This is a genomic window from Streptomyces gilvus (assembly GCF_022513565.1).
GTDB classification, from domain to species: domain Bacteria; phylum Actinomycetota; class Actinomycetes; order Streptomycetales; family Streptomycetaceae; genus Streptomyces; species Streptomyces gilvus.
The window spans coordinates 15013-38146 of sequence record NZ_JAKWBE010000001.1 but is presented as its reverse complement, the minus strand read 5'-3'; the positions used below and the strand labels follow the sequence as shown (position 1 = coordinate 38146).

Sequence of the window (23134 nt, the reverse complement as noted above, 5' to 3'; positions counted from 1 at the left end):
GGGCTCAGACCGCCTCTTGCTGCCGGGCGGCCGCCAGGCGGACCGCGTCCATGATCTTCTCGTAGCCCGTGCAGCGGCACAGGTTGCCCGACAGCGCCTCGCGGATGTCCGCGTCGGTGGGGTCGGGGTTGCGCTCCAGCATCTCGTCGGCGGCGACCAGCAGACCGGGTGTGCAGAAGCCGCACTGGACGGCGCCGGCGTCGATGAACGCCTGCTGGATGGGGGCCAGTTCGGCGCCCTCACCGGTCTGGGAGTCGGTGCCCCGCGCCTGCCAGCCCTTCGCCTCGTCGAGCGAGGTGCCGGACGCGTCGCCGCAGGAGCGCTGCCTGGCGTGGTCCGCGAGCCCCTCGACGGTCACCACGTCACGGCCCTCGACCTGTCCGGCCGCGACCAGGCACGAACACACCGGCACGCCGTCGAGGCGCACCGTGCAGGAGCCGCACTCGCCCTGCTCGCAGGCGTTCTTGGAGCCCGGCAGGCCCAGCCGCTCCCGCAGCACGTACAGCAGGGACTCGCCCTCCCACACGTCGTCGGCCTCCTGCGGACGTCCGTTGACAGTGAAGTTGACGCGCATCAGGCGACTCCCTCCGAGCGGGCGGCGGTGCCGCGGTAGGACTCCCAGGTCCAGGTCAGCGTGCGGCGGGCCATGACGCCCACCGCGTGCCGGCGGTAGCTCGCCGTGCCCCGGACGTCGTCGATCGGGTTGCAGGCGCCGGAGCACAGCTCCGCGAACCGCTTGGCGACCGACGGGGTGATGATCTTTCCGTTGTCCCAGAAGCCGCCCTCCTCGAGCGCCGCGTTCAGGAACTCCTCCGCGGCCTTCGCCCGGACGGGTGTAGGGGCGGCCGAGCCGATGCCGGTGCGGACGGTGCGCGTCGAGGGGTGCAGCGCGAGGCCGAAGGCGCACACGGCGATGACCATGGCGTTGCGGGTACCGACCTTCGAGAACTGCTGGGGGCCGTCGGCCCTGTCGATGTGCACCCACTTGATGAGCTCGTCGGCGGCGAGCGCGTTGCGCTTGACGCCCGTGTAGAACGCGTCGATCGGGATACGGCGGCTGCCGCGCACCGACTCCACCTCGACCTCGGCGCCCGCCGCGAGCAGCGCGGGGTGGGCGTCGCCGGCCGGGGAGGCGGTGCCGAGGTTGCCGCCGACGCCGCCGCGGTTGCGGATCTGCGGGGAGGCGACCGTGTGCGAGGCGAGGGCGAGGCCCGGCAGCTCGGCGCGCAGCCGCTCCATGATCGTGGTGTAGGGGACCGAGGCGCCGAGCCGCACGCTGTCCTCGCCGACCTCCCACTCGTAGAGGTCGCCGACGCGGTTGAGGTCGAGCAGGTACTCGGGCCGCCGGTGGTCGAAGTTGATCTCGACCATCACGTCGGTGCCGCCCGCAATGGGCACAGCGGTGGGGTGCTCGGCCTTCGCGGCGAGCGCCTCCTCCCAGCTGGCGGGGCGAAGGAAGTCCATGACCGGCTCTCTTCTTCGTCTCGGGGGGTGCGGATCGAGCCAGAACCGGTGCGGCGGGCCCGGCTCGTTCATGTGCTGTTCACGCGGAGTGGAGCCAGTACACAGCGCCGTGCTCCAGGCGGGTCAGTCACGGAAACCATGAAGGAGTTGGCTGGCCAGGGCGGGCATCTTGTAGATTCGTATGAACGGAGGTCATCAGTCACCTCCCTGTTTTCCTGTAGAAACGCGGGAAACAGCCAGGCAGTCGAAGCGTGTGGCTCCCGCGCCGTCCGGCGGGTCCCTCTCCCCGACCACCCTCACGATTCATCGTAGATTTCGAGACAAAGAACGGCGGCGACGAGAATGCGGCTGCGCGCACTGCTGGACACCGACGCGCTGGGCCTCAGGCTACTCGGCGGCGAGGACGAGCTGGACCGGACCGTCCGCGGCGTGATGACCACCGACCTGCGCGATCCCAGCCGCTACCTCTCGGGCGGCGAGCTGGTGCTCACCGGCCTGGCCTGGCGCCGGGACGGCGCCGACTCGGAGCCGTTCGTACGGATCCTGGTGCAGGCCGGGGTGGCCGCGCTGGCGGCCGGCGAGGCGGAGCTCGGGGACGTCCCCGAGGACCTGGTGGTGGCCTGCGCCCGGCACCGGCTGCCGCTGTTCGCGGTGCACGAGTCGGTGGCGTTCGCGACGATCACCGAGCATGTCGTCCGGCAGGTCTCCGGCGAGCGCGCGGGCGATCTGGCGGCCGTGGTGGACCGGCACCGGCGGATGATGACCTCGGGCCCGGCGGGCGGCGGCCCGGACGTGGTGCTGGACCTGCTCGGCTCCGACCTGGACCTCAGGGCCTGGGTGCTCTCCCCCACCGGACGACTGATCGCCGGTTCGAAGGTCGCCGGGCCGGGGCTGCCCGCCGACCTGTGCGCCAAGCTCGCCGCCGAGCATCTCGCCGCCGCCCGCACCGGACGCCGGGGGCCGCACCGGGTGACGCTGGGCCCGGCGACGTACAGCCTCTTCCCGATCCGCGGTTCGGGGCACCGCCCGGCCGCCGCCGGCGCGGGACGCCCGCCGCAGGCCTCGCGGGACGTGCGCGAGTCGGTGCTGTCGGACTGGCTGCTGGCCGTCGAGGCCGACGCGGGCGACTGGCCCGCCGAGCGGCTGGACCTGCTGCAGGGCGTCACCCAGCTCATCTCCGTCGAGCGGGACCGCCGCGACGCGGCGCGCACGGTACGGCGCCGGCTCGCCCAGGAGGTGCTGGAGCTGGTGCAGACGGGGGCCGCGCCCGCGGAGATCGCCGCCCGTCTGCGGGTGGCCGCTCCGGTGCTGCTGCCCGGCCTCGGGGCCGCCCCGCACTGGCAGGTGGTCGTGGCCCGCGTCGACTGGGCGGGCGCGGACATCGAGGCGGGCCCCGTCGCGCAGTCGCTGCTGGAGGAGATCCTCGTCGACCCGCTGGCCACCGGGCCCGAGCCCGCGGACCGGATCGCCGTCGCGCACACCGGGGACGAGGCCGTCGCGCTCGTCCCGCTCCCGGCGGTCCTGGCGGAGCACGACGGCTCGGAGTCCGGGATCCTCGCCGAGTCGCTGCTGGAGTCCGTGCGCGACCCGCTGTCGGCCGGCCTCGACGACGACGGCCGGGTCACCCTCGGTGTCAGCGCGGCCGTGCACTCCGCGGAGGGGCTGCGCGGCGCCCTGGAGGAGGCCCGGCACGCCCGCCGGGTGGCGGCCGCCCGCCCGGGCCGCGTCTGCGCGGCCGGCCACCAGGAACTCGCCTCCCACGTCCTGCTGCTCCCGTTCGTCCCGGACGACGTCCGCCGCGCCTTCACCGCGCGGCTGCTGGATCCCCTGCGCGACTACGACCGCCGTCACCGCGCCGAGCTGATCCCGACCCTGGAGGCCTTCCTCGACTGCGACGGTTCGTGGACGCGCTGCGCGACCCGGCTGCACCTGCACGTCAACACGCTGCGCTACCGCGTGGGCCGAATCGAGCAGTTGACGGGCCGGGACCTGTCCCGGCTGGAGGACAAACTCGATTTCTTCCTGGCGTTGCGGATGAGCTGAGCCCGCCGGCCGGCGGGCCGGGGTGGCACCACGTGCCGTCCGAGTCCCACGACTTTGTGAAATCCTTCACCCGCCCCCTTGGCCCCGCCGCGGAATCCGTGCTGAGATGCGGCCACCACTCAAAGCTCGATGGCGTGCTCGGGGAGGGCAACGTGGCGCATACCGCCATGTCTGGTACCGGAACTTCCGCAGGTGACGATCCCGTCCAGACCGCGGTATGGCGGCTGCGCTCGCGGGCCTGCTGGAGTGACGCGGCGGCGCTGCTGGACCCGGTCACCGCCGCCTCGGCGCTGCAGCGGACCGCGCTGCTGGTGGAGAAGTGCCTGTACACGGAGCAGGGGTGGGACGAGGCCGAGGACGCGCTGCGGACGGCGGAGGCGCTGGCCCACACCGACGACGAGCGCGGCGCGGCCGCTTGTGAACGCGGGTACTTGGCGTACGCGGCGACCGTGCACTCCGTGCGCGACCGGTCCGACGAGGCGCGGGCCGCGCTGGGGCGGGCGGCGGCGCTGATCCCTCCGGGGGCCGCGGGCCGGGCGCTGCTGGACTTCCGGCGGGGGCTGCTCGCCGAGAACCTCACCCGCTCCCCCCAGGCCGCGCGGGCCGCCTACCGTCGCGCCCACGCCGCCGCGACCGCCCATGCCGATCCGCTGCTGCTGTCCTCGACCTGGCGCCATCTCGCCGGTCTCGCCCTGCGGGAGGGCGAGGTGGCCGAGGCCCGGCACGGGTTCGCGGAATCCCTGCGGATCCGCGAGGAGTTGGGCTACCTGGTCGGTACGGCTCCGGCGCTGGCGTCGCTGGCCGACGCGGAGGCGGAACCGGAGGCCTCCCGGCTGCGCGAGGAGGCGCGGCGGCTGTTCCGGCTGCTGGGCGGGGTGCCGACCTGGCTGGCGCGGCAGTTGACGCCGCCGGCGGCGACGGCCTGAGACGTCCCTGGCCGGTTCGGGGAGTGCTCAGAGGAACCTGAGAGGTTGCTGTGGCAGGCTGCGGCTCCCCACCCCCTCTTCAGAGGAATACCCGATGAGTCTCGTCAACGGCCTGCCCGCGCATATCCTGCTGGTCCATTTCGTCGTCGTCCTCGTGCCGCTGACGGCGCTGGCCCTGATGGTCTGTGCCGTGTGGCCGAAGGCCGCGCGCCGGATGGGCGTGGTCCTGCCGGTGCTGGCGTTCGTCACGCTGGTGAGCGTGCCGCTGACCACGCAGGCCGGCGAGTGGCTGGAGCGGCACGTGACCAGCAGCCCGCTGATACGCCGGCACACCGAACTCGGCGACGGGCTGCTGCCGTGGGCGCTGGGTCTGTTCGTGCTGGCGGCGGCCGTGTGGTGGACGACCCGCCGCACATCCGCCGAGCGGGCCGGCACCCGGTCGGCGTCGGTGATCCGCGTCGCGGCCGGCGTGCTGAGCGTCGTCGTGGCCGCGGGTGCCGTCGTCGACGTCTACCGCATCGGGGACTCGGGCGCGAAGGCGGCCTGGACCGGCGGCTACTCGAAGGCGGAGACCGGCTCGGGCGAGGGGAACTGATCAGCCGCACGGGCGAGGTCCGTGCGGGGCCTTGTCGGCGCCGCCTTGCACGGACCCTTCACACCAGGCCCGCGGAGTGCCGGCCCACCAGCCCCCGTACGACGTCGACGTCCCGCGCGATCAGGGCGTCCAGCAGCACGGTGTGGTCGGCCGCGTCCGCGATCAGGTCGGCGTTCCCGGCCGGGGCCCGTCCGCCCACCAGGGGCCACTGGGCCCGGCGGTGCAGGTCGTCGGCGATCTGGACGAGCTGTTCGTTGCCGCACAGGGACAGCACCGCACGGTGGAAGGCGCGGTCGGACTCGGCGTAGGTGGCCCGGCAGCCCAGGGCCGCGGCCCGGGCCGCGGCCTCGGCCAGCGGCCGCAGCTCCGCCCAGCGTTCGGCGGGGACCGTGCGGGCCAGCCGGAGCATCACCGGCACCTCGATCAGCGAGCGGATCTCGGCCAGTTCGGCCAGTTCCCGGGTGCCGCGCTCGACGACCCGGAAGCCCCGGTTGGGGACGACCTCGACGGCGCCCTCCAGGGCCAGCTGCTGCATGGCCTCCCGCACCGGCGTCGCGGAGACGCCGAAGCGCTCGCCCAGCGCCGGCGCCGAGTACACCTCTCCCGGCGTCAGCTCGCCGGTGACCAGCGCGGTGCGCAGCGCGTCGAGGATCTGTCCGCGCACCGAGGCCCGCTGGACCAGCCGGGGGCGCGGGATGGGCTGCTCGCTGTGGGTGTGCTCGCCGCGGGTGCCGTCGGCTGCGACACCCCGCTCCCGGTCCACGTCCGCCGCCACCGGCTGCTGCGGCACGCGGGGCGCGGCGGCGGCCGTACGGATCTGTGGTGTTCCCGTCCCCGTGGAGCCCTGCGCGTGCTGCCTCACGGGTCCTCCTCGGGACGTGTCGGTACTTGGGGCCATTACGACGGGTTGTTACTCGTCCGTCAAGCACCATAAGCGCACAAGCCGTCAGTTCAAATCCGATCAACACAAGGTAAGGTACGCCTTACCTTGCAGTCGTCTCGGATCGGCGGTCACCGCATGCCCTCTGCCCGCTCGGCCTTCCATGACGCCTACACCCGTCTGACCAAGACGTTCCCGGGACTGGACGTGAGGGAGCTCGCCGCCGGGCAGCCGGTGCCCGCGGGCGGCGGCTGGGTGACCACCGCCTCACTGACACAGGGGGGCGCCGCCCTCGACGCGTTTCTCGCCCAGGACGACGCACAGGTGCTGCGTGACCACGGACAGCGGGCGCGCCCGGACGTCGTCGCCGGTTTCGGGCTGCACCGGTACGCCTGGCCCGTCTGCCTCCTGTTCACGGTGCCGTGGTTCCTGCACCGCCGGGTCCCCCGACTCCCGGTGGACGAGGTCGCCTACGACCGCACGGCCCCCGGTCTCCCGCTGGGCCGGCTGGCCGTGCGCCCGGCCGGGTTCGCCTGTCTGCCCGGCGATCCGGCGGCCGTGCTGCCCGGCGCCCGGGTCGTCGCCGACGAGGAGGCGCTGCGGGCGGAGGTGCGGGCCGCGGTGGCCGAGCATCTTCAGCCCGTGCTCGCCGCCTTCGGCCCGCGGATGCGGCGGCGCGGACGCGCCCTGTGGGGCATGGCGACCGACGAGCTGGTGGAAGGTCTCTGGTACGTCGCGCATCTGCTCGGTGAACAGCGGCGGGCCAGGCGGGAGTTGGAGGCGCTGCTGCCCGGCGCGACTCGGCCGTACGTCGGCTCGGCGGCGTTCCGGGAACTGACCGGCCCGGACGGGGAGTCGCTGCCGACCCGGGACCGGGTGAGCTGCTGCATGTTCTACACCGTGCGCCCCGAGGACACCTGCGCGACCTGCCCGCGCACCTGCGACGCCGACCGTGTGACCAAGCTGCTGGCCGCCACCGTCAGTTGAGCCCCCCTCAGACACACCGGCGTGGCGGGATGTCGTAAGATCACCCGCGAAGGGACGGCCCGCTCGGTTACAGGTGATTCACAACTTTCTCACTTGTCGCAGGAACTTTCCGAGGAACCATCCGTACGGGTAGTCTTATTCGAACTCAACTCCCGCCCCTCAAGCGGCAGTTCGAGCAGAAAGCTGCCCTGGGCATCCCCTTGCACTTCCTTGGCGGCCTCTTGCCCCGAAACCCCCTGAGGGCCGGTGGGATTGGGCCACTATGGCGGGCGTTACGCCCTATCCCAATGCAAGGGACCCCTAGATGAGACTGACCGACATATCGCTGAACTGGCTGCTTCCGGGCGCCGTACTGCTCCTGGGCATGCTGGCGGCGGTGGCGGTGCTCGCGCGCAGCAAGCGGTCCGGCGGGGAGCACGCGAAGGACGACTCGTGGGAGCGCAGCGAGGAGCGCCGCAGGCGCAAGGAGGCCATATACGGCACCGCCTCCTATGTGCTCCTGTTCTGCTGTGCGGCGGTCGCCGCCGCGCTCTCCTTCCACGGACTGGTCGGCTTCGGCCAGCAGAACCTCGGCCTCTCGAACGGCTGGGAGTACCTGGTGCCGTTCGGCCTGGACGGCGCGGCCATGTTCTGCTCCGTGCTCGCGGTGCGCGAGGCCTCCCACGGTGACGCCGCTCTCGGCTCCCGGATACTGGTGTGGACGTTCGCGGGCGCCTCTGCCTGGTTCAACTGGGTGCACGCGCCGCGGGGGATCGACCACGCGGGCGCGCCGCAGTTCTTCGCCGGCATGTCGCTCTCGGCGGCGGTGCTCTTCGACCGCGCGCTGAAGCAGACCCGCCGGGCCGCCCTGCGTGAGCAGGGTCTGGTGCCGCGTCCGCTGCCGCAGATCCGTATGGTGCGCTGGCTGCGGGCCCCCCGCGAGACCTACAAGGCCTGGTCGCTGATGCTGCTGGAGAACGTGCGCAGCCTGGACGAGGCCGTCGAGGAGGTCCGCGAGGACAAGCGGCAGGAGGAGGCCAACCGGCTGCGCCGCCGCGAGGCGGACCGGCTGGAGCGCGCCCAGCTCAAGGCGATCAGCCGGGGCCACCGCGGGATCATCGGCCGCGGCGGCCGGCCCGAGCCGCAGGCCCTGGAGCGGGCCGGCGGCCAGACCTCCGCGGAGCCCGCCATACCCACCCCGGAGCCGCTGCCCGTCCGCCAGCGTCCCTCGCTGCAGCCCGTCCGCAAGGGCGGTTCCGACCAGATCACCGTCGATCTCACCGCGGAGGACGACACAATGGCCCTTCCGCGCCTCGACTCCCTGGAGCGCAAGCTCAAGGACCTCGAGCAGCAGTTCGGCTGAGCCGGCCGGCGCAGGAGCCGGTACAGGGAAGGGGGCGTGGCCGGTGGCCACGCCCCCTTCCCGTTCCGCGCTTCCCGTTCAGGCAGGGCCGGCGTCGAGTTCGAACCACACCGACTTCCCCACCCCGTGCGCCCGTACCCCCCACGCGTCCGCGAGGGACTGCACCAGGACCAGGCCCCTGCCGTGGGTGCCGTCACCGGTGTTCGCCGGGCAGGGCCGGGGCCTGCGGGCCACGAAGTCCCGTACCTCCACCCGCAGTCCACGCGGTCCCACGACGGCCGTCAGGACCGCGTCGTGGTCGGTGTGGACGAGTGCGTTGGTGACGAGTTCGCTGGTGAGCAGCTCCGCCACGTCCGAGCGTGAGGGCCTGCCCCACTGCCGCAGCAGCTCGCGCAGTGCCCTGCGCGCCTCGGGCACCGCCCGCAGATCCCCGTGCCCGAGTCTCTGCCGCAGCCGGGACGGCTGCGGCCCTTCCGTGACGTCGCCGGTCTTTTCCTCCACCGTCCGAGCCGAGGAGGCCCCGATCGCCATGGGACCGCCCCCTCGTGCCTGCCTCTTCATGACCCCCGCCCGCGTGCCGATGTCGGTTCCCCTCCTTGTCGAACACGTTCACGGGATCCATGCCCTCTGTCACCCGGCGCAGTCATGTCGAATGGTCAACCACCGGGTGTTCGGCCACGGTTACGGCCCTTTCGGCCGGACAGGCGCCGACGGACCGCACCGACGCGCCGCGCGCCTAGGCGTCCGGGGGCACCCTGAGCACCCGGGATCATCGCTTCCGCCCACCCCCGTCTGCCGATCCCGACGTACTCGACACAGCGGTGTGACGGTTGGTACCGGACGTCCGGGTCCCGCTCGCGGGCCCGGCGGACCGTGCCCACGGTTCGCGAAACTGGCCTGAATCCGCCGGTTTTCCGGCCCGGACGGGATGCCGAAACCGGTCCGACGCCCGAACGGCCGCAGCGCGGGAGCATGTCGCTCCCGCGCTGCGGCCGTTCCGGGCGGTCCTCACACCGCGGCCGAGGCCCGCGGCGGAACGGTCACTTGCCGCCCGCTCCCTTGGCGCCGATGTGGAAGATCTTGTGGCTCGCGTTCATGTCGACGACCACCTTGGAGGTCACCCCGCGGCTCCAGGTGAGGGTGACGACGGCCTCCGTGCGGCCCGCCTTGGTGCCGGTCTCGGTGACCTTCCACGCCAGCGGCACGTTCTGGGCCCGCAGGACGCCGTCCGCGTGTTCCCGCTGCTCCCACTTGTTCAGCTCCTTCTGGAACGCGGGCGTGAGGTAGTGCGCGCGCAGGGCGGTGCCGAGGGTGCCGCTGTCCTCGTCGTACACCGCGTCGATGTAGGTGCCGTAGAAGTCGGCGATCCGGGTGAGGTTGTCGGACGTCCTGCCGCTGACGCCGCGCGGGGCGCCGGCGGAGGCCTGGGCGGTGGCGCCGAGGCCGAGGGCGACGGCGAGGAGGCCGGCGCTGATGACGGTGCGGGTCTTGCTGCTCATGTCTGTTCCCCGTTTTCGGTTGCGTGTTGTGAGAGGTACTGGCGGCCGTCGCTCACGCGCTCAGCGGAGCTTGTTCACGGCGGTCGTGGTCGTCTTCTTGAACGCCTTGACCGGAGCGTCCTCGAAGCCGCCCATCTGCCCCCAGTCGACGACGGTCACGGTTTCGCCGTCCCGGCCCACCGACAGGAGCCGGATGTCGGTGGCGCCCCAGGAGGTCTCGGTGTGCAGCCCGTAGACGTGGGCGCCCTCCTCGACGGGCAGGGTGCCGTAGTCCTTGAGCGTCGCCGCGGTCTCCGGGTCGGCCTGCTCGATCCGGCCCGGGCAGGACCTGATGTCCTTGACCAGCCGGGAGAAGCGGCCCTTCGCCGCGCTGACGCCGGGGAGTTGGACGCTGACCTGACGGGCGCCCGTGTCGAGGTCGGTGCGGAACTCCCGGTACCAGGTGTCCTGGCCCCCGCCCAGCGCCATGCTCAGGCAGCGGTCCGCTTCCACCGCCTCCGGTACGCCGGCGGTGACCTTGCCGGCGGTCCAGGACGACGAGGGGTGCGGCGGCAGGTCCGCGGCCGCCAGGAAGCCCGGTGCCCGGGCGGCGGCGTCCGCCCGTGGGGCGAGCGTCGTGCCGAGGGCGAGGCCCGTGAGGGCGAGTGCGATGAGCGCGCCTGCTCGGGTGCGCTTGGACATGGGTGTCCCCCGTGGATGAGTGCATGGGTGTCGGATGCCGCCGCGACGGCGGATGGTCGGTCCGCCCTGGCCGGTGCGACACCAAGAGCATCGGCGCTTCCTGCTCCCCGGCGCAACGGCCGCCGTCCGATCGGCCGGGGTGGAACCATCCCAGCCCATCTGACGTGCAGGTATATGAGTGCCTGGGATGGCGGGGGCGTCGGGGACGAACGGGGAGACGGGGGAACGGTGTCGACACGGGACGACGTCGAGCAGTTCGCGGCGCTGCTGCGCCGGTTGAAGGACCGCACGGACCGGAGCTACGGCTCGCTGGCCCGGCGCCTCAGCATGAACACCTCCACGCTCCACCGCTACTGCGCGGGCGAGGCGGTCCCCCAGGACTTCGCCCCACTGGAACGCCTGGCCGCCTTCTGCCGGGCGACCCCGGAGGAACGCCTGGAACTCCACCGCGCCTGGCTCCTGGCCACCGCATCCCGCCAGCGCCCCCGCACCCCGGACACCCCACCCCCGACCGAAAACAAACCACGCACTCCCCAGACGGCCACGCCCACTTCCCCACCTAACACGGCCACTTCGCTGCCCGCCGCGGGGGCTTCACCGTCCGGCGGGGGTGCTTCACCGCCAGGCGCGGGCGCTTCCCTGCCCGGCAGAGCTGCTTCTGGAACCGAGCCACCCGCTTCCCCGCCCGGGACGGGTGTTTCCCCGCCGGAGGCTCTCGCCTCCGTGCTCGGCGCAGCCGCCTCTGGGACCGAGCTGCCGGCTTCCGTGCCCGGCGCAACCGCCGCTTCCCCGCCGGAACCTCCTGCCTCCCTATCCGGGGCGACGCCCGCTCCCCCGGCCGGGGCGTCGGCGGCTCTGTCGAAGGGACTCGCTCCCCGTCCCAGGACGACCCGTGCCGAGCCCGAGGCAGCCGCTGGTGAGCCGGAGGCGACCGGTCCGGTGACCGACGGGACACCTCGCGAGCCGCAGGCGACCAGTTCCGTCGCTGACGGGACACCTCGCGAGACTGAGACGACCGGTGCCGTTGCCGAGGGAACGGCTCGCGGGACGGAGGCCGTCGGGTCCTTGCATGAGACGGCGGTCGCTCGTCTGCGCGAGCAGGCGGCGGGTGGGGTCGGGGCCGCTCCCGCTCAGCGCCCGGGCCCCCGCCCCTGGTTCCGTCGGCGGCGGGGGCTGCTCGGGGCCGCCGCGGCCACCGTGCTGGTGGCCACGCTCGGGACCGTATCGGCGTTGTCGGAGGACGGAGGGCGGGGCGGTTTCGCGAGGACGCCGGCCGGGCCGTCCCGTACCACGGAGGCCGGAGGCCGCCACGACCCGGCGGCCGGCGGCGCGAGTGCCGGCCCCCCGCCCGGTGCCGGATCCGCCTCACCCTCGGCGGGCGGTACGGCGTCGCCCGCTCCCCCGTCGCAGGACGCCCCGCCCGCGAAGGACAAGGCGCCCGCGCCCACCGCCGTCCCCCTGGCCCTGACCGTCGACTCGCAGGTCTGGCAGGGAGGGTGCGGCCAGAACTACGTGATCGACAAGAAGCCGGCCGACGTGCCCCCACCGCCGCTGCCGCAGGACGCCGCGGTGTGGGCGGCGACGCAGAGCGCGGTGCACGGGCGGCAGTCGACGGTGGAGATCTCCGTGCAGGGCAAGTCGTCGACGGCCGTCGTGCTGAACGCCCTGCGCGTACGGATCGTCGGCCGCGGCACCCCCGCCCCCGGCACCGCGTACTCCATGGACGAGGGCTGCGGCGGCGGTCTCACCCCGCGCTCCTTCGCCGTGAACCTCGACGTCAACCGGCCCATCGCCCACCCCATGCCCGGCACCCAGGACGGTGGGCCGTCGATTCCCGCGGTCCAGTTCCCCTACCGTGTCTCGGCCCAGGACCCCGAGGTGCTGCTGGTCACGGCGACGACCGAGTCGTACGACGCAAGCTGGTACCTCGAGCTCGACTGGTCCTCACAGGGCCGCACCGGCACGGTCCGCATCGACGACCACGGCCACCCGTTCCGCACCAGCGCCATCAAGGGCATGCCCCGCTACTGGTACGGAACGAACGACTCGGGCGAACGCGCCTGGGTTCCCTACGACAGCTAAGGCCGCGGCACGTTGCGGATGTTGGAGCGGGCCATCTGCAGCATCCGGCCGACTCCCCCGTCCAGGACGATCCTGGACGCCGACAGGGCGAAACCGGTCACCATCTCGGCGCTGATCTTCGGCGGGATGGACAGGGCGTTGGGATCGGTGACCACGTCGACGAGTGCCGGGCCCTTGTGCTTGAAGGCGTCCTTCAGCGCGCCGGCGAGGTCCTTGGGCTTCTCGACCCGCACCCCGTACGCACCGCAGGCGCGGGCGACGGCGGCGAAGTCGGGGTTCTTGTCGGTGGTGCCGTGCGAGGGCAGCCCTGCCACAGCATCTCCAACTCGACCATGCCGAGGGAGGAGTTGTCGGCGACGTTCTGTTTGGCCATGGTGCTCTGCTGCCCCTTCGGTCTCCGATGATCCCTCTGGGTCCATCCATTCACAGGCCGCGCGCTCACGCCTCCCAAACGGCCGCGGCCGTACGGTCGTCCGCGTAACCCTTGACCCGGACCTGGGTGTCCGCGAGGAACGCGGCGAGGCCGGGCGGCGTGGGGCCGGACCATCGGCCCGTCAGATGGCGGCACAGGTCGGGTTCGCCGCGCAGCGGGTCCGCAAGGCCTGCGGTGCACATCAGCAGGGTGTCACCGGGGCGGGCCACGGAGGCGCGGAAGCGGAAGGGTTCGCGGGGCGGTTCGGGGGCCGGTTCATAGGGGCTCGGGGGTGTGGGAATGCCGAGGTCCATGGTGAGGCGGTCGCCCTCGGGGGTCTCGGCGGGCAGCGAGCCGAAACCGACGACCGGGTCGCCGGTGACCTCGGTGACGCGGGGCTCTATGTCCTGCCAGTCGCCGTCCCTGAGCCGGAACAGTCCGCCCCCGCCGACGCCGAAGAAGACGCGGGTACGGCACTCCGGGTCGGCCGGCAGCAGCAGGCAGCGCAGGGTTGCGGAGTACTCCTCCGGCTCGATGCCCTGCTCGGCGGCGCTGGCGCGGAGTTTGCCGAGGCTGCGGTCGGTGAGACGGTGCAGGCCCGACTTCAGATCACCGCGCCTCGCCGCCCGGATGTCCTCGGCCAGCCGGGCATGACTGCGGCCGACGGCCCGCCCGATCCAGTGGCAGGCCTCGGCGGCGGCACGGTGGGCTCCGGGGGTGGCCCGGGCGCCGGTGGCCATGGCGACGAGGATCAGCGCGTTCTCGGCGGTGCCGAAGCGGGCGGTGAGCAACGAGTCGCGGCGCGGTTCGCCCCGGTACCGCGCGGAGTCTCCCCGCACGGAGACGGCACGCAGGGTGCAGGCGCCGTACCGGGCCCCGTCGAGCACGGTGTCGGCGACCAGATCGTCAAGCTCGTCCGGATCGGCAACCGGCAACGCGGTGGGCTCCGGCTCATAGGTGGGCGGCCCGGAGCCGACGTAGTCGAGATGGTCGGCGGGGGGTGGGGGGAAGGTCGGCAGGCTGAGGTCATCGGCGGAAGGCCGAGCAACGGCCGACGGGTCGAGACGGTCGACGGGAGGCGGGGCCGAGAGGCCCGGGTGCTGGGGTGGAGGTGGGGCCGGAAGGTCAGGGTGTCCAGCGGGAGGTCGAGGCGAGGCCGGAACGTCGAGGTGCTCGGCGAGAGGCGGAGGCGAGGCCGGTACGTCGAGGCGCTCGGCGGGAGGCGGAGGCGAGGCCGGTACGTCGAGGCGCTCGGCGAGAGGCGGAGGCGAGGCCGGAACGTCGAGGCGCTCGGCGAGAGGCGGAGGCGAGGCCGGAACGTCGAGGCGCTCGGCGAGAGGCGGAGGCGAGGCCGGAACGTCGAGGCGCTCGGCGAGAGGCGGAGGCGAGGCCGGAACGTCGAGGTGCTCGGCGAGAGGCGGAGGCGAGGCCGGAACGTCGAGGTAGGGAGGCGGAGGGAGGGTCGGCAGGTCGAGGTGGGTGGCGGTGCGGAGGACGGGGGGCCGATCGGTCGGCGGCGGGTCGGCTTCGGGGGGCTGTGGCGCGGGGGCGGGCGGGGCCGGTGGCGGGGGGTACGGCACGCGATCCTGGGCCGGCGGGACGCCGTCCGTGGGCGGTCCAGGAGCCGCACCCTCTGCGGGACCGCCCTCGTCCGGCGTCCGGCCCGGAGCGACGGAGCTGCCTGCGGCTGAGCTCTGGGGCAGAGCGGCAGGGCTGCCCGCAGCCGGGCTCTGAGCCGGAGGGGCAGGGGCGTCCGGCGGTCCGGCCGGAGGAGCGGGGCTGCCCGCAGCCGGGGGCCTGGTCGGTGGGGGGCCTGCCGCCCGGGCGGGGGCAGGGCCGGTGTTCATGCCGGTCTGTGTTCGGGACGTGGGGGCCGTCGTCGGGGTCTCCGTCGACGTGCCGCCGCGCTGGGCGGGGACCACGTCGGCCCGCTCGCCCGGCGGCGATCCGTCGGCCACGGTCCCGGACGCCGAGGCGAACCGGTCGTCCAACGTGTCGGCCGCGGGGGTCGGCCCCGTGTCCTCGGTGGAGTCGTCGTACAGCTGTCCCCACCAGTCGTCCTCGTGACCGGTGGGACTTCCCCCCTGCTGGCTCATGCCCCTAATTGTCCACCGCGGGCGCCGGATGAAAACGGGGCAACGGGAAAAACCGGCACGGCACGCCCAGTCGAACGGCGTGTCGAGTGACACGTCGAACAGGAAAACGGGAAACGAGTCGCAGGGCGGTTCCACCCCCCACGGGAGAACCGCCCGGCGACCCCGGAGTGACCCGGGCCCGGATCCCCTTCGCGCCAACGGCGTGGCGACGGCACATCCCGGGCCCGGATCACGTTCAGAGCGACCGGGCCACGCGCAGACCCGGTGCGGTCGGGCCGAGTGTGGCCCACTTTCCTGGAGATCAGCTGTGAATCACCGTCATTCTTCGCCACGAACAGGGGGGTACCGGACGACTCCGCCGTCCCCCCACCGTCTCCGCCACCGCGCACACCCCGGGGTCGCGGTCGAAGGAGGGGCAGCGCCCCCGGGGCCGTACCGGATGCTGGCCTGCGCTTTCCGGGTCCCTCCTGCACCCTGGGCACATGGGAGTGTGGGACCTCCTGCTGGTCGGTCTGGTCATCCTGCTCGGCCTGTGCGGAGTGCTGGTGCCCGGGGTGCCCGGGTCGTGGCTGGTGTGGGCCGCGGTCCTGTGGTGGGCGCTGAAGGACCCGCGGCCGGTCGCCTGGTGGGTCCTGGTCGGCGCCACCGTGGCGCTGTTGCTCTGCCAGGTGGTCCGCTGGGCGCTGCCGCCCCGCCGGCTGCGGGCGAGCGGCGCCACGCCTCGGATGGCGGTGTACGCCGGTACGGGCGCGCTCCTCGGCTTCTGCCTGCTTCCCGTGCTCGGCGCGATCCCGGGCTTCCTGGCCGGCGTCTACCTCGCCGAACGCCTCCGTCTCGGCCGGCACGGCGAGGCCATGGCGGCACTGCGCACGGCGATGCGCTCCGGCGGCTCCAGTGTGCTGACCGAACTGTTCACCTGCCTGCTGATCATGGGCGCGTGGCTGGGCGCGGTGATCGGCGGGTGACGTAGGTCCCGCGGACCAGGCCGAGGATCCGATGTGGAGGCGGGGCGGGCGTGTTTGGGTGAGGGGCATGAGCGAATTCAGCGAGGCCGAGCGCGCGTATCTGAAGTCGCAGCGGCTGGGACGGCTGGCCACCGTCGACCCGCAGGGACAGCCGCAGGCGAACCCGGTCGGCTTCTTCCCGCAGGACGACGGCACGATCCTGGTCGGCGGGTACGCCATGGGCCGCACCAAGAAGTGGCGCAACCTGCGGGAGAACCCGAAGGTCGCGCTGGTCGTCGACGACATCGTCAGCCTGCGCCCGTGGAAGGTGCGCGGCGTCGACATCCGCGGCGAGGCGGAACTCCTCACCGGGCCGCACGAGTTGGGCCCGCAGTTCAGCGAGGAGGTGATCCGCATCCATCCGCGGCGGATCCACAGCTGGGGGCTGGAGGACTGACGTGCCGGGGCTGCTACAGGCTGCCCTCCAGGGTGAGCAGGCGCACCTTCCGCTCCAGCCCGCCCGCGTAGCCGGTCAGTGAGCCGCCGGCGCCGATCACGCGGTGGCAGGGCCGGACGATCAGCAGCGGATTGGCGCCGATGGCACCGCCCACGGCCCGTACGGCGGCCCGGGACGCCCCGATCCGCGCGGCGATCTCGCCGTACGTCGTGGTCGCCCCGTACGGCACCAGGTCCAGGGCGTTCCACACCCGTTCCCGGAACTCGCTGCCCGCGGTGCTGAAGGGAAGCCGGAACTCCTTGAGGTCACCGGCGAAGTAGGCGGCGAGCTGGTCTTCGGCGGCCCGGAACGCGGCGGGCTCGTGCCGCCGGCCCTCCTGCACGGTACGGCCGCCCTTCTGCCCCGGCACGGAGACGGAGGTGAGCGCGCCGGCCGGGTCGGCGGTGAGCAGCAGCGGGCCGAGGGGGCTGTCGACACGGGTCCACACGGTGGTCATCACAGGTCAGTCCAACTCTCCTGCTGCGCGCAGGTGGTGAAGGGCGTAGGAGCGCCAGGGGCGCCAGCTGTCGGGGACGTCGGCGCCGGGCGGCGCGACGTCGGGGTCGCCCAGGGCGCGGGTGCGGATGACGGCGACCGTGGCGGCGTCCAGTCCGGGCAGGGCGAGCAGCGCCGCCTCGGCGTCGTCGCGGTCGGCGCCGGGGTCGAGGCGGACGGCGCCGTCGGCGAGGGCCGCGGCCAGGGCGCCGAGCGACCCGTGGGGTTCGGCCTCGGCGAGGACGGCGGGTTCGGGGAAGAGGTGGGTGAGGCTGCCGGAGGGCGAGTCGAGCGCCTTGCCGTAGCGCCGTACCAGCCGCTCGGCCTCCCGCCGCCCGACCAGCGCCCGCACCGCCAGCTCCTCCGCGTCGGCGGCACCGGGCGAGCGCAGCCCCGGCCGCGCGGCGACCAGCGGAGCGAGCCGCGCGTCCGCGCCGAGCCGCTCGTCGACGGCGTACGGGTCGGCGTCCAGGTCGAACAGGCGCCGCAGCCGCCCCACGGCGGTGGTCAGGTCGCGGGGATCGGCGAGCTGCAACCGGGCCTCCAGCCAGCCCCCCGGACGGACACCGGACGCGGTCCTCACCACGCCCGGCCGCTCGTCGACGGCGACGACGCCCGTGCCGTGCGGAAGGCGGAGCGTACGGCGGTAGGTGCGCCGCCCGCGCGGCCCGTCGACCTCCTCCACACCGGGCACCGCCTCGGCCGCGAGCAGGTCGAGGACGGCACCGGCCTGGTAGGGCCCGCGGTGGGCGAGCCGCAGCGGGATCCCCACCGCCTGCCGACGGCCCCTGTGCCGCGGCGCGGCGGCCCGCAGCTCGCTGGGCGTCGCCGCGTACACCTCGCGGATCGTGTCGTTGAACTGCCGCACACTGGCGAACCCGGACGCGAAAGCGATCTCCGTGATCGGCAGATCCGTCGTCTGCACCAGCACCCGAGCGGTGTGCGCCCGCTGGGCGCGGGCCAGGGCGACCGGTCCGGCGCCCAGCTCGGCGGTCAGCTGCCGCTGCACCTGCCGGGCGCTGTAGCCGAGCCGCGCCGCGAGCCCGGCCACGCCCTCCCGGTCGACGACCCCGTCGCCGATCAGCCGCATGGCCCGGCCCACGACGTCCGCGCGCACGTTCCACTCGGCCGAGCCCGGCACCGCGTCCGGACGGCACCGCCGGCAGGCCCGGAAACCCGAGCCCTGCGCGGCGGCGGCCGTCGTGAAGAAGCGGACGTTGCGGCGCTTGGGAGTCACCGCGGGGCAGCTGGGCCGGCAGTAGATCCCGGTGGTCTCGACGGCGAAGAAGAACTCCCCGTCGAACCGGGCGTCCCGGCTGCGTACGGCTTCGTACCTGGTGTCCTCGTCCATCACGCCGTCCAGTCTCCGCCTGAGGAGGACGATGCGGCCAGCGGGATTCGGACGTGACGCTGTCTACCTGTGGCGGCCCCGCTTGGCCTCCATGGCGGCCCTGCCCTCCGCCCCCTTCCGCTTCCAGTCGCGGCGGAGGTCGGCGCGCAGACGGGCGTCCGTCTTGGCGACGATCCACTGGTTCTCCCGGATCAGCTTGCGGTAGCTGTCCAGGCGCCGCACAGGAAGGTCCCCGGCGTCGACGGCCGCCAGCACCGCGCACCCGGGTTCGGCGGTGTGCGCGCAGTCGTGGAAGCGGCACCGCTCGGCCAGTTCCTCGATCTCGCTGAAGACCTGACCGACCCCGCTCTCGGCGTCGTACAGCCCGACCCCGCGCAGACCGGGCGTGTCGATGAGGACACCCCCGCCGGGCAGGGCGAGCAGGTTGCGCGTGGTGGTGGTGTGGCGTCCCTTGCCGTCGACGTCCCGCGCGGCCCGTACGTCCATCACGTCCTCGCCGATGAGCGTGTTCGCAAGAGTCGACTTGCCGGCGCCGGACTGGCCGAGCAGCACGGACGTACCGGCGGAGACGAGGGACACGAGGGCGTCGAGTCCGTCCCCCTCGACCGCGCTGACCGGCAGAACGGTCACACCGGGCGCCGAGAGTTCCACGTCCTGCACGAGGTGCGAGAGAGTCACCGGGTCCGGCACGAGGTCGGCCTTGGTGAGGACGACCAGGGGCTGGGCGCCCGATTCCCAGGCGAGGGCGAGGAAGCGTTCGACGCGGCCCAGGTCGAGTTCGGCGGCCAGGGACACGGCGACGACCGCGTGGTCGACGTTGGCGGCGAGGATCTGCCCCTCGGACCGCTTGGAGGAGGTGGAACGCACGAAGGCGGTGCGGCGCGGCAGACACGCGCGCACATAACGGGGGTTGCCGCCGGGTTCGACGGCGACCCAGTCGCCGGTGCACACGACCCGCAGCGGGTCGTGCGGGGTGACGAACGCGGTGTCGGCCCGCAGCACCCCGCCCGGGGTGACCACGTCGCACTGACCGCGGTCGACGCGGATCACCCGCCCGGGCAGGAGCCCTTCGGCGGCGTACGGGACGAACGCGTCCGCCCATGCCTCGTCCCAGCCGTAGGGAGCGAGCGCGGGCAGAACGGGGGAAGCAGAACTGGAAGTCAAGGGTGACCCTTCACAAGGGCGGCCACCGGCAAAGGGGTTGGGACTTCGGTGAGTCAGCCGACGGCCACGGAGGTGGACTTGATGAACCGGATGCGGGCAGCGCCCATCGCGATGACAGCCATCGGTCAACACCTCCTGGTCTCTTGTGCCTGCGTGTGTTCCTCGCGCGTCAGTTCCTCGTGCGGGAACCGCCGCAACAGTAGCCCGTCACGGCCGAGCCGCGTCAACTGCTTTTCGCGCAGCTGTGTCCGTTGAGCGTCACGTCGTACGCCGGGGCGTTCCTGCCCTTCCAGGAGGCGAGGAAGCCGAAGGAGAGGGTGCCGTCGGCGGGGACGGACCGGTTGTAGTCGGCGGCCCTGGCGGTGACCCGGGAGTCGTTCTGGCCGAAGCTGGCGTCCCACATCTGGGTCACCTTCTGGCCGTCCCGGAAGGACCAGGCGACGCGCCAGTCGCCGAGGGCCTCGGCGGTGGTGACGGAGAGGGTGGCCTGGAAGCCGTCGGGCCACTGGTTGACCAGGTCGTAGGAGTAGGTGCAGGTCGTCGGGGAGGGGTCCGCGGAACCGGTACCGGCCGTCGAGGAGGAGGTGCCCTGCGGTTCGGGGTCGGGGTTCTTCTCCTCGCCCGAGGATCTGGTCGCCGAGGGCGTGGGGCCCGGGCTCGGGGTGCTGGTGGCGGAGGCCGTCGTCGCCGGCGCGCCGAGGTCCGGCAGGGACGGGCGGGGGGCCGCAACCGGGCTGCTGTCGCTCGGGTCGCCGCTCGCCGCGACGTCCTTGTCGCCGCTGCCGAACGGCATCAGCGAGACGGCCAGCGCGAGCAGCGACACCACCACGGCGGCGACGAGCAGACCGCTGCGCAGGACGCGGGCGCGCTGGGCGCCGGTCACGGGCCGGCCGCCGTCCCCGTCTGCCGGTTCCGGGCGTCCCGCGCCGAGGCGGACCTCGGCGGCCCGTCGGCGGCGCTCCAGGTAGGCGAGGCCGCCCCAGCCGATCACCCCGCCGGCGAGGGCGGCGGGCAGTCCGCCGCCGTGCGGGCGCAGACACGCGGCGGCCTCGGCGCAGTCCACGCACGTGGCGAGGTGGCGGGAGAGGTCGGGCGGGATGTCGGCGGCGGGCGAGCGGGTGACCGCGTCAAGGAGGCGGGCGTAGCTGCGGCAGTCGGCGTCCATCGGCGTGTCGAGGTGGGCACGGTGGCAGCGGTCCCGGAACAGGCCGCGCACCTGGGCGAGTTCCTCGCCGACGAGGGCCGGATCGAGCCCCAGGCGGCGGGCGACCACGGAGGTCGGCAGCGCCTCCACCTCGGCCAGCCACAACAGTGCCGCGTCGGCCTCCTGGAGGTCGCGCAGACCGCGCAGGGCGAGCGGGCGCCGCAACGGGGGCCCGGTGTAGCGGGCGGCCTTGTCCGAGTGGAGCCACAGTCGCAGATCGGGGTCGAGGTCGTGCCCTCGCCCGCCCTCCTCCCAGGCGGCCCCCGTGGTGCGTACGGCGGCCAACAGCAGCGGGATCATGGGGAGTCGGGAGCGGCGGCCGGCGCTTCTGGTGGAGCCGCCGTCGCCGACGCGGACCTCGCGCATGCCGAGCGCGAAGGCCTCGGTGGCCAGTTGGGTGGCCGCTTCTGCGCCGGCGGTGCACAGATCGGCGTAGGAAAGCACCGCGTCCCAGCACTCGGAGAACAGCGCGGCCTCGGCGGCGTCCTTCGGGGTCGGCAGGTCGGGCATGGGTCTCCTGCATCCACGAGCGAGGTCAACTCACCTGATTGGCAACGGAGTTGTGGGGAACCTCGCGGGAGCCCGAGCCTTTCACAACGTCGTCACAACTGACAAGCGCCGTATTCAATTCGGTTACCGGCCGTCGCGTCAAGTGACCGCCGGTGGCACCGTCCTGCCGCTCGGAACGCACGCCGGTCCTGCGCTCCCGCACCCACTCCTCGTTGCTACGAGAGTTATACGGAAGGAACGCGGAGAAGTATCGATGGCGGACCGGGTTTTTGCAGAAGATCGCGGTGACTGGGGTGGCCGCTCCGGCGGCCGGGGCCGGGGGGGGCCTGGCCGGTGCTATGTCACACAGCACTGGTTGGGTCGGAGGTGCTATGTCACATGCCATCCGGGGGCAGGGCAGTGCTATGTCGCATACCACTGGCCGCCGGCTGGTCAGCGGCAGGTCACGCACCGTCCGCCAGCCGGTCAGGACCATGTCACGCACCGTCAGCCGGCCGGGGAGTGCCACGTGACGCACCATTCGCCGGACGGGCCAGTGCCATGTCACATACCACTGGTCGGGTCGGGGGTGCTATGTCACATACCACTGGCCGGTGCTGCCCCGGAGTCACACCTCCGCGGCCTCCTGCGCCGGCAGGCTGTCCATGAAGGAGCTCACCGAGAAGACGGCGCGGCCGGGTCCGGGCGGGCCGTAGCCGGGGGGCGAGGAGAGACCGAAGTCGTCCATGGTCTGGCGGTAGGCCTGCAGCAGCCGGATGTGGTACTCCAGCGGCGCCCCCTGCGGGTTGGCCTTGCCGAGCGGGGTGGTCGGCTCGGGGCACCAGGTGGTGAAACGGGGCGTGATGCCGTGCGACATGAAGAAGCGCAGCCCCTCGGTCGTCGAGGCGATGGCCTCGTCGACGGTGGTGAAACCGAACGGCTCCGCCATCTCCACGCCCGCTACGAAGTTGGGGATGACGTTGCGCGCGCCGAAGACCTCGGCGGAGTCCAGGATGCGCCTGTGCCACTCGTCGCGGCCGACGTAACGCTCCTTGCCCGGGCAGTACAGCTCGAACAGCCGGCGGTCCCACACCTCGTAGTTGGGGTGGTAGATCTGCACGCCGTAGTCCTTGAACCGCTGCACGTCGTCGCGCGGCAGCGCCTGGGCGACCACCTTGCCGATCCAACGGCCCGGGAAGCGCTCCTCGATGGCCTTGGCGTAATGACCGTAGAAGTCGGCCTCATCGCGTCCCGCAACCGTTTTCGTAATGGCACCGCCGGTGAGGGTGTAGGCGGTGGAGGCCTTCTGGGTGTCGTACCGGTCGATGATCTCGAGGGCCTCCAGCACCTCCTCGACGTCCTTCACGCCGGTGTACGGGCGTCCGGCGGCCTTGTGCTGGCGCCAGTTGTGGTTGATGTCGCAGTACTGGCACTCCTCCTTGGCGCCGAAGTACTGGCAGACGCGGAAAACGGTGAGATAGATGAGATAGCCCCACTGGATGGTCGGGGCGACCTCCATGACGGACTTCCCGTTGGAGAGGGTGTGCCGGTAGTACTCCGGCATGGGCGGCACACCGACGTCGGAGATGCGTTTTCCGTCGAGATAGAGCCCGAGAATGCCCTCCTCGTCGGCGGCGACACGGTAGGGCGAGGACGGGTTCACCCGCACCGACACCACGGTCCGCCGCAGGTCGTACGGCCCTCCGGTGAGGATGATCTCCTCCGGCGGCCGACGCAGCGCGGCCTCGCCGAGCTCCGGCAGGGTGCCGTGGTCGAAGGAGAAGATGAAGTACGACTTCGGCTTCACCTCGCCGCTCTCGTTGTCGCTGAGGGCGGACGGGTCGAAGGCGACGCCCCCTCGCAGCAGGTCCTCCTTGAAAACGGCTTCCCGCGGTACCTGCGGGAACCGCTCCATCAGATCCTCGACCAGCGCGGTACGGCTGCCCATCCCGATCTCTCCTCCCGGCTCAGGCGTTCGACTCCT

21 protein-coding genes and 2 pseudogenes are annotated in these 23134 nt (G+C 73.0%); 10 read left to right on the top strand and 13 right to left on the bottom strand.

Annotated elements, in window-relative coordinates:
- Window positions 1-4: 4 nt before the first annotated feature.
- Together MKW14_RS00180 and MKW14_RS00175 are read right to left on the bottom strand one after the other, a co-directional pair.
- Entirely contained in the window at window positions 5-574 is a 570-nt protein-coding gene (locus MKW14_RS00180; RefSeq protein WP_240857981.1) for a (2Fe-2S)-binding protein, read from the bottom strand.
- Window positions 574-1464, bottom strand: coding sequence for an FAD binding domain-containing protein (locus MKW14_RS00175; protein ID WP_240857980.1), 891 nt, complete (start codon window positions 1462-1464; stop codon window positions 574-576). The genes MKW14_RS00180 and MKW14_RS00175 overlap by 1 nt, the downstream gene beginning before the upstream one ends.
- 342 nt (window positions 1465-1806) lie before the next feature.
- On the opposite strand from MKW14_RS00175, the gene MKW14_RS00170 reads away from it, so the two are divergent.
- From MKW14_RS00170 to MKW14_RS00160, 3 genes are all read left to right on the top strand, one after another.
- Complete coding sequence (locus MKW14_RS00170; RefSeq protein ID WP_240857979.1) at window positions 1807-3507, top strand: PucR family transcriptional regulator; 1701 nt, start codon at window positions 1807-1809, stop codon at window positions 3505-3507.
- A 152-nt stretch (window positions 3508-3659) separates the two neighbouring features.
- On the top strand, window positions 3660-4433 hold the full coding sequence (locus MKW14_RS00165) for a hypothetical protein (RefSeq protein ID WP_240857978.1): 774 nt from the start codon (window positions 3660-3662) through the stop codon (window positions 4431-4433).
- 94 nt (window positions 4434-4527) lie between these two features.
- Window positions 4528-5028 carry a DUF2231 domain-containing protein gene (locus MKW14_RS00160; RefSeq protein ID WP_240857977.1) on the top strand — a complete coding sequence of 167 codons (501 nt, stop codon included), beginning with the start codon at window positions 4528-4530 and terminating at the stop codon, window positions 5026-5028.
- Window positions 5029-5086: 58 nt separating this feature from the next.
- On the opposite strand, the gene MKW14_RS00155 is transcribed toward MKW14_RS00160, so the two are convergent.
- Window positions 5087-5890 (bottom strand): GntR family transcriptional regulator, encoded by an 804-nt coding sequence (locus MKW14_RS00155; protein WP_240857976.1) that lies wholly within the window; start codon window positions 5888-5890, stop codon window positions 5087-5089.
- Between the two features lie 156 nt (window positions 5891-6046).
- Here MKW14_RS00155 and MKW14_RS00150 point away from each other — a divergent pair, with 156 nt between their 5' ends.
- Together MKW14_RS00150 and MKW14_RS00145 are read left to right on the top strand one after the other, a co-directional pair.
- A complete protein-coding gene (locus tag MKW14_RS00150; RefSeq protein WP_240857975.1) occupies window positions 6047-6895 on the top strand; it encodes a (2Fe-2S)-binding protein in 849 nt (282 codons plus the stop codon).
- A gap of 304 nt (window positions 6896-7199) precedes the next feature.
- Entirely contained in the window at window positions 7200-8237 is a 1038-nt protein-coding gene (locus tag MKW14_RS00145) for a DUF2637 domain-containing protein (protein WP_240857974.1), read from the top strand.
- Between the two features lie 78 nt (window positions 8238-8315).
- Here MKW14_RS00145 and MKW14_RS00140 read toward each other — a convergent pair whose 3' ends face one another.
- The 3 genes from MKW14_RS00140 to MKW14_RS00130 all read right to left on the bottom strand — a co-directional run bounded on the left by MKW14_RS00140 (window position 8316) and on the right by MKW14_RS00130 (window position 10417).
- Entirely contained in the window at window positions 8316-8768 is a 453-nt protein-coding gene (locus tag MKW14_RS00140) for an ATP-binding protein (RefSeq protein WP_240857972.1), read from the bottom strand.
- Window positions 8769-9277: 509 nt separating this feature from the next.
- Window positions 9278-9736, bottom strand: coding sequence for a hypothetical protein (locus MKW14_RS00135; protein WP_240857971.1), 459 nt, complete (start codon window positions 9734-9736; stop codon window positions 9278-9280).
- Window positions 9737-9796: 60 nt separating this feature from the next.
- The gene (locus MKW14_RS00130; protein WP_240857970.1) at window positions 9797-10417 is read right to left on the bottom strand and encodes a hypothetical protein; all 621 of its coding nucleotides are present in this window, start codon (window positions 10415-10417) and stop codon (window positions 9797-9799) included.
- Between the two features lie 174 nt (window positions 10418-10591).
- Between MKW14_RS00130 and MKW14_RS41765 the strand changes: the two are divergent.
- Both MKW14_RS41765 and MKW14_RS00120 read left to right on the top strand, forming a co-directional pair.
- Window positions 10592-10910 (top strand): annotated as a pseudogene (locus MKW14_RS41765) (helix-turn-helix domain-containing protein); the annotation flags it as partial.
- A 572-nt stretch (window positions 10911-11482) separates the two neighbouring features.
- Window positions 11483-12499: a hypothetical protein gene (locus tag MKW14_RS00120; RefSeq protein WP_240858944.1), complete on the top strand. Its 1017-nt coding sequence runs from the start codon at window positions 11483-11485 to the stop codon at window positions 12497-12499.
- Here the strand turns inward: MKW14_RS00120 and MKW14_RS00115 are convergent.
- Both MKW14_RS00115 and MKW14_RS41760 read right to left on the bottom strand, forming a co-directional pair.
- Window positions 12496-12851: pseudogene (locus tag MKW14_RS00115) on the bottom strand (thiamine pyrophosphate-dependent enzyme); the annotation flags it as partial. The gene MKW14_RS00120 and the pseudogene MKW14_RS00115 overlap by 4 nt on opposite strands.
- Before the next feature lie 86 nt (window positions 12852-12937).
- Complete coding sequence (locus tag MKW14_RS41760) at window positions 12938-14614, bottom strand: protein phosphatase 2C domain-containing protein (RefSeq protein WP_441349303.1); 1677 nt, start codon at window positions 14612-14614, stop codon at window positions 12938-12940.
- Between the two features lie 142 nt (window positions 14615-14756).
- On the opposite strand from MKW14_RS41760, the gene MKW14_RS41455 reads away from it, so the two are divergent.
- From MKW14_RS41455 to MKW14_RS00100, 3 genes are all read left to right on the top strand, one after another.
- Complete coding sequence (locus tag MKW14_RS41455) at window positions 14757-14978, top strand: hypothetical protein (RefSeq protein WP_374116516.1); 222 nt, start codon at window positions 14757-14759, stop codon at window positions 14976-14978.
- A 511-nt stretch (window positions 14979-15489) separates the two neighbouring features.
- Window positions 15490-15972: a DUF456 domain-containing protein gene (locus MKW14_RS00105; RefSeq protein ID WP_240857968.1), complete on the top strand. Its 483-nt coding sequence runs from the start codon at window positions 15490-15492 to the stop codon at window positions 15970-15972.
- Window positions 15973-16039: 67 nt separating this feature from the next.
- On the top strand, window positions 16040-16408 hold the full coding sequence (locus tag MKW14_RS00100) for a PPOX class F420-dependent oxidoreductase (RefSeq protein WP_240857967.1): 369 nt from the start codon (window positions 16040-16042) through the stop codon (window positions 16406-16408).
- Window positions 16409-16421: 13 nt separating this feature from the next.
- On the opposite strand, the gene MKW14_RS00095 is transcribed toward MKW14_RS00100, so the two are convergent.
- The 5 genes from MKW14_RS00095 to MKW14_RS00075 all read right to left on the bottom strand — a co-directional run bounded on the left by MKW14_RS00095 (window position 16422) and on the right by MKW14_RS00075 (window position 23098).
- The gene (locus MKW14_RS00095; RefSeq protein ID WP_240857966.1) at window positions 16422-16904 is read right to left on the bottom strand and encodes a methylated-DNA--[protein]-cysteine S-methyltransferase; all 483 of its coding nucleotides are present in this window, start codon (window positions 16902-16904) and stop codon (window positions 16422-16424) included.
- A gap of 6 nt (window positions 16905-16910) precedes the next feature.
- On the bottom strand, window positions 16911-18293 hold the full coding sequence (locus tag MKW14_RS00090) for a DNA-3-methyladenine glycosylase 2 family protein (RefSeq protein ID WP_240858882.1): 1383 nt from the start codon (window positions 18291-18293) through the stop codon (window positions 16911-16913).
- A 63-nt stretch (window positions 18294-18356) separates the two neighbouring features.
- Window positions 18357-19457, bottom strand: a complete 1101-nt coding sequence (gene rsgA / locus MKW14_RS00085; RefSeq protein ID WP_240857963.1) for a ribosome small subunit-dependent GTPase A — start codon at window positions 19455-19457, stop codon at window positions 18357-18359.
- Window positions 19458-19680: 223 nt separating this feature from the next.
- Window positions 19681-21171, bottom strand: a complete 1491-nt coding sequence (locus MKW14_RS00080; protein WP_240857961.1) for a cellulose binding domain-containing protein — start codon at window positions 21169-21171, stop codon at window positions 19681-19683.
- A 607-nt stretch (window positions 21172-21778) separates the two neighbouring features.
- The gene (locus MKW14_RS00075) at window positions 21779-23098 is read right to left on the bottom strand and encodes a radical SAM protein (RefSeq protein ID WP_240857960.1); all 1320 of its coding nucleotides are present in this window, start codon (window positions 23096-23098) and stop codon (window positions 21779-21781) included.
- Window positions 23099-23134 lie beyond the last annotated feature (36 nt).

Bases quoted from the DNA above. Each gene is read 5' to 3' on its own strand.
- MKW14_RS00180 (WP_240857981.1), bottom strand. From the start codon at position 574: ATGCGCGTCAACTTCACTGTCAACGGACGTCCGCAGGAGGCCGACGAC.
- MKW14_RS00175 (WP_240857980.1), bottom strand. From the start codon at position 1,464: ATGGACTTCCTTCGCCCCGCCAGCTGGGAGGAGGCGCTCGCCGCGAAG.
- MKW14_RS00170 (WP_240857979.1), top strand. From the start codon at position 1,807: ATGCGGCTGCGCGCACTGCTGGACACCGACGCGCTGGGCCTCAGGCTA.
- MKW14_RS00160 (WP_240857977.1), top strand. From the start codon at position 4,528: ATGAGTCTCGTCAACGGCCTGCCCGCGCATATCCTGCTGGTCCATTTC.
- MKW14_RS00150 (WP_240857975.1), top strand. From the start codon at position 6,047: ATGCCCTCTGCCCGCTCGGCCTTCCATGACGCCTACACCCGTCTGACC.
- MKW14_RS00145 (WP_240857974.1), top strand. From the start codon at position 7,200: ATGAGACTGACCGACATATCGCTGAACTGGCTGCTTCCGGGCGCCGTA.
- MKW14_RS00140 (WP_240857972.1), bottom strand. From the start codon at position 8,768: ATGGCGATCGGGGCCTCCTCGGCTCGGACGGTGGAGGAAAAGACCGGC.
- MKW14_RS00135 (WP_240857971.1), bottom strand. From the start codon at position 9,736: ATGAGCAGCAAGACCCGCACCGTCATCAGCGCCGGCCTCCTCGCCGTC.
- MKW14_RS00130 (WP_240857970.1), bottom strand. From the start codon at position 10,417: ATGTCCAAGCGCACCCGAGCAGGCGCGCTCATCGCACTCGCCCTCACG.
- MKW14_RS41455 (WP_374116516.1), top strand. From the start codon at position 14,757: ATGCCGGTCTGTGTTCGGGACGTGGGGGCCGTCGTCGGGGTCTCCGTC.
- MKW14_RS00105 (WP_240857968.1), top strand. From the start codon at position 15,490: ATGGGAGTGTGGGACCTCCTGCTGGTCGGTCTGGTCATCCTGCTCGGC.
- MKW14_RS00100 (WP_240857967.1), top strand. From the start codon at position 16,040: ATGAGCGAATTCAGCGAGGCCGAGCGCGCGTATCTGAAGTCGCAGCGG.
- MKW14_RS00095 (WP_240857966.1), bottom strand. From the start codon at position 16,904: ATGACCACCGTGTGGACCCGTGTCGACAGCCCCCTCGGCCCGCTGCTG.
- MKW14_RS00090 (WP_240858882.1), bottom strand. From the start codon at position 18,293: ATGGACGAGGACACCAGGTACGAAGCCGTACGCAGCCGGGACGCCCGG.
- MKW14_RS00080 (WP_240857961.1), bottom strand. From the start codon at position 21,171: ATGCCCGACCTGCCGACCCCGAAGGACGCCGCCGAGGCCGCGCTGTTC.
- MKW14_RS00075 (WP_240857960.1), bottom strand. From the start codon at position 23,098: ATGGGCAGCCGTACCGCGCTGGTCGAGGATCTGATGGAGCGGTTCCCG.